Source organism: Micromonospora sp. M71_S20 (assembly GCF_003664255.1).
GTDB lineage: Bacteria > Actinomycetota > Actinomycetes > Mycobacteriales > Micromonosporaceae > Micromonospora.
This window is the reverse complement of record NZ_RCCV01000004.1, coordinates 720,468-724,447: the sequence shown is the minus strand read 5'-3', so window position 1 is coordinate 724,447 and position 3,980 is coordinate 720,468. Positions and strand designations below refer to the sequence as shown.

Genomic DNA, 3,980 nt, shown 5'->3' with positions numbered 1-3,980 from the left:
CGGGGTGCTCCTCCGGGGTGGGGGGTCGATCGCGGACGGCCGGGGGTCACGCCTGCCGTGGGCCTGTCAGACGGACGCGCCGTCCATGCGCAGGCGCAGGCTCTTCGGCCGCATGTCGGTCCAGAGCTCGTTGATCCGGCTGAGGCACTCGTCGCGGGTGCCCTCGGTGCCCTCGGCCCGCCAGCCGGCCGGCAGCGCCCGGTCGCTCCACCAGATCGAGTACTGCTCCTCGTCGTTGAGCACCACCAGGTAGCTGCGGTCGTCGTCGCTCATGTTCTCTCCCTCGTGGGTTCCACGGTCGCCACGGCGGCGGCCGGTACGGGTGTGAAGTCGTCGATCCGCACGCCGAGGCCACGCCGGGCCGCCGTGCGGCGGACGTGTTCGGCCAGCGCGATGTCCAGCACGCCCAGCCCGAACGGCGAGACCACCACCGGTCCGGGGGCGTCGGCCGGGGGCAGCGCCGCACCGCCGGCCAACCGGCCGATCGTGGTGTGGATGAAGTCCCGGCCCCCGGTGAGCTGCTCGGCCAGGTGCAGCGAGGTGCGCTCCCGGCACACGTGGTCGGGGTCGTCGACGACGTTGCGGGCCGCCAGCACCGCCCGGGGGTGCAGGTCCCGCAGCGACAGGTGCAGCACCACGCTCTCCGGCTGGCAGGCGGTCAGCTCCAGGTGCGGTTCGCTGGCGGTGGTGGCGATCGAGACCAGCCGGTGGGCGGCCAGGGCCTGCTCGGCGCTCGCCACCACGCTGATCGTCGTGGCCGGCAGCAGGGCCGCCGCCCGCGCGGCGAACGCCTCGGCCCGGCGCGGGTCGGTGTCGTGCAGCACCAGCGAGGCCGGCGGCGCCAGGGCGACCGTCAGGAAGCGCAGCACCTGCTCGTTGATCAGCCCGCAGCCGATCAGCGCCAGGCCGTCCGGGCGGCGTCCGGCGGTCAGCAGCTGCGCGGCGAGGGCCGCGCCGGCCGCGGTACGCCGGGCGGAGACGACCGATCCCTCGATGACCGCCTCGGGCCGGCCGGTCTCCAGCGAGTTGAGCACGATGGCGGCGCTGGCGCGGTCCAGGCCCCGGTCGATGTTCGCGGGGAACGAGGAGATCCACTTCATGCCGGCGGCCGGCGGGTCGGCGCCCAGGTACGCGGGCAGCCCGATGATGCGGTTGCGGGCGTTGTCGGGGAAGCGCAGGAAGACCGAGTGCGGCACGCTCGTGCGGCCCTGCTCGTGCAGCAGGTACGCCTGCCGGACGAGGTCGATGACCCGGGCCTCGTCGCCGTCTAGCACGTCCCGGACCACGGCATAGCCGATGATCAGCATTTGTCGCCCTTCCACAGGTGGCTGACCTCGCCGAACTGTTCGGTCACCCAGCGATCGGAGTAGATGGTGTCGAGGTAGCGGTCGCCGTTGTCCGGGAAGATCAGGACGCTGGTGCTCCCGGCGGGCAGGTCCGCCATGCGGCGCCGCAGCGCGGCCACCGTCGCCCCGGAGGAACCGCCGGCGAGGATGGCCTCCCGCACCGCCAGCAACCGGCAGCCGACCACGCAGTCGAGGTCGGAGACGTGCAGCACCTCGTCCGGCCTGGCGTTGGCGGCCAGCGGGGGCACCACCGAGGCGCCGTGTCCGGGGATCAGCCGGGGCGCGGTCGGGTGGCCGAAGATCGCGCTGCCGACGGCGTCGACCGCGACGATCCGGGTGGGGTGGCCGTTCTCGCGCAGGTAGTCGGCGCAGCCGACCAGGGTGCCGCAGGTGCCGGTGGAGCAGAACAGGTAGTCGACCCGGCCGTCCAGCTCGGTCATGATCTCGGCCATGGTCTGCCGCTGGGCCCGGGCGTTGAGCGGGTTGGTGTACTGGTCCGGGCGGTAGGCGCCGGGCACGGTCTCCACCAGCTCGCGTACCCGGCGGCGCCGGACCGCGAGGTACTCGCCGGTCACCGGGTCGGGATGCTCGATCATGTCGATCTCGGCCTGGTACGCGGCCAGCACCGCCAGGTTCTGCCGGGTGGTCTTCGGGTCCACCACGCAGATGAACCGGATCCCGAAGTACGCGCAGATCTGGGCCAGGCCGATGGCGAGGTTGCCGGAGCTGGACTCCACCACCACGGACCGGCCGGGCACCAGTTCGCCGGATTCGATCTTTCCGCGCAGCATGTTCAGCGCGGCCCGGTCCTTGATGCTCCCACCCGGATTGAACTGTTCGAGTTTCGCGTACGCCCGGGCGGGAAATTCGGGAAACAACCGGTCCAGGCGCACCAGGGGCGTGTTGCCGACCGTGGAGAGAATTCCCTGATCCATTTCAACCCCCTCTCCGGGCTGACGGAAGGTCACCCGCATCCGCCGTGCGGGCGTCGAGCGGCGCCCCGTCGACGACGGGCGCCGGGTGACCGAGGTGCTCAGCTCATGCCGAGTTCGAGCAGCATCCGCTCGTCGACGTCGCCCGCCAGGCGGGCGTCGGCCACCGTGGCGGCCGGGTCGGCGCAGGCGGCGCCGAGCAGGGCCAGGTACTGGTCGAAGAGCCGCTCGACGGTGGCGCGGTCGAGCAGGTCCGTGTCGTAGTTGAACTCGGTGCGCAGGGCCAGGTCGGGCAGCTGGTGCACCGTCACGGCGAGGTCGAACTGGCCCTCGTCGTACGGCACCACCACCTGGCGGACCCGGTGCCCGACGAACCCGTTGCTGGTGTCGGACAGGGTGTCGCCGTGCTGCCGGGTGAGCAGCGTGATGGTGACCCGCACCAGCGGGTCCCGGTCCCGGCGGGCCGCCTGGACCAGCGGGAACGGGTAGGCGGCGCGCGCCACCCCGTCCGAGAGCTGGCGTCCCGCGGCGGAGATCGCCGCCGCGAAGGTGGTGTCCGGGGCGAACGACGAGCGCAGCACCACCGGGTTCACCAGCATCCCGACCACCTCCCGCAGCGCCCGTCCCCGCCGCACCGAGACCGGGCAGCCGATGGTGAACTCACGCTGCCCGGTGCACCGGTGCAGCAGCGCCTCGAAGACGCCGAGCAGGACGCTGAACGGGGTGACCGCCAGGGCGGCGGCCGTCGCGCGTACCTGCCGGGCGACGTCGTCCGGCAGCATCCGGGCCACGGACGCGCCCCGGTAGGACCGGGTGGCGGAACGGGGCCGGTCGGTGGGCAGGGTGGCGGCGGTGGCCCCGGCGCAGGTGCGGGCCCAGTGCTCGGCCAGCTCGGCGCTGCGGGGACCGGCCAGCATGGCCTGCTCCCGCGCGACGAACTCGTCGTAGCGGGGTCGCGTCGGCCAGTCGACCGCGCCCCCGCCCCGCAGCACCCGGTACGCGTCGCCGAGGTCCCGCCAGATCAGGTACTGCGAGAGCCCGTCGGTGGCGATGTGGTGGATGACCAGCACCAGCGCGCAATCCGTGCGCCGGCGCAGCAGCACCACCCGCAGGGGGCCGTCCTGTTCGAGCCGGAGCGGCTGCTCGCCGGCAGCGTGGATGAGCGTACGCAGCGCCGCGTCGTCCACGTCGCCGACGTCGCGGACCTCGATCGCGTCGGAGCCGATGGGATCGACCAGCCGCACCGGCCCCGCTCCGGTCTCGGCGAACCGGGACCGGAGCAGGTCGTGCCGGTCCTGCACGGCGACGAGGGCGGCCCGCAGCACGTCGGTGTCGAGGACCGGCTCGGCGAGCACGGCCGTCACCACGTTGCTGGTCGAGCTCTCGGGCGCGAGTCGGTACAGCGCCCACTGCGCGGCCTGACCGACGGACAGCTCCCGGGCGTCCCCGTCGCCGGCGTTCACTTGGCGCCGAGCACGAAGTCGGTCAGGTCCCGGACGCGGACGAAGTTGCCGACCTCCTCGTCCGGCACCTCGATGTCGAAGTGCACCTCGGCGGCGCCGAGCAGGTCGACCAGCTTGAGCGAGTCGAGGCCCAGGTCCACGAAGGTGTCGTCGGCGGAGATCGGCCGGTCCGGCTCCTCGGTCATCAGCTTGCGGGTCAGCTGCTCGACGTCGGCGGCCACCTGGTCAACGGTCATGTC

The 3,980-nt window shown here is 73.1% G+C and carries 5 protein-coding genes; all 5 read right to left on the bottom strand.

All coding sequences use genetic code 11. The features are described 5' to 3' along the window. Positions 1–66 precede the first annotated feature (66 nt). The 5 genes from DER29_RS32050 to DER29_RS36035 all read right to left on the bottom strand — a co-directional run bounded on the left by DER29_RS32050 (position 67) and on the right by DER29_RS36035 (position 3,977). The gene (locus DER29_RS32050) at positions 67–273 is read right to left on the bottom strand and encodes an MbtH family NRPS accessory protein (protein WP_121401347.1); all 207 of its coding nucleotides are present in this window, start codon (positions 271–273) and stop codon (positions 67–69) included. Further along, on the bottom strand, positions 270–1,307 hold the full coding sequence (gene sbnB, locus DER29_RS32045; protein WP_121401346.1) for a 2,3-diaminopropionate biosynthesis protein SbnB: 1,038 nt from the start codon (positions 1,305–1,307) through the stop codon (positions 270–272). The genes DER29_RS32050 and sbnB overlap by 4 nt, the downstream gene beginning before the upstream one ends. After that, positions 1,301–2,281 (bottom strand): 2,3-diaminopropionate biosynthesis protein SbnA, encoded by a 981-nt coding sequence (sbnA, locus tag DER29_RS32040; protein WP_121401345.1) that lies wholly within the window; start codon positions 2,279–2,281, stop codon positions 1,301–1,303. The genes sbnB and sbnA overlap by 7 nt, the downstream gene beginning before the upstream one ends. 98 nt (positions 2,282–2,379) lie before the next feature. Then, positions 2,380–3,741, bottom strand: coding sequence for a condensation domain-containing protein (locus DER29_RS32035; RefSeq protein WP_121401344.1), 1,362 nt, complete (start codon positions 3,739–3,741; stop codon positions 2,380–2,382). Continuing rightward, positions 3,738–3,977, bottom strand: coding sequence for an acyl carrier protein (locus DER29_RS36035; RefSeq protein ID WP_101410848.1), 240 nt, complete (start codon positions 3,975–3,977; stop codon positions 3,738–3,740). The genes DER29_RS32035 and DER29_RS36035 overlap by 4 nt, the downstream gene beginning before the upstream one ends. Positions 3,978–3,980 lie beyond the last annotated feature (3 nt).

Excerpts from the sequence above, each read along its gene's own strand:
- sbnB (WP_121401346.1), bottom strand. The coding sequence starts at position 1,307 with ATGCTGATCATCGGCTATGCCGTGGTCCGGGACGTGCTAGACGGCGAC.
- sbnA (WP_121401345.1), bottom strand. The coding sequence starts at position 2,281 with ATGGATCAGGGAATTCTCTCCACGGTCGGCAACACGCCCCTGGTGCGC.
- DER29_RS32050 (WP_121401347.1), bottom strand. The coding sequence starts at position 273 with ATGAGCGACGACGACCGCAGCTACCTGGTGGTGCTCAACGACGAGGAG.
- DER29_RS36035 (WP_101410848.1), bottom strand. The coding sequence starts at position 3,977 with ATGACCGTTGACCAGGTGGCCGCCGACGTCGAGCAGCTGACCCGCAAG.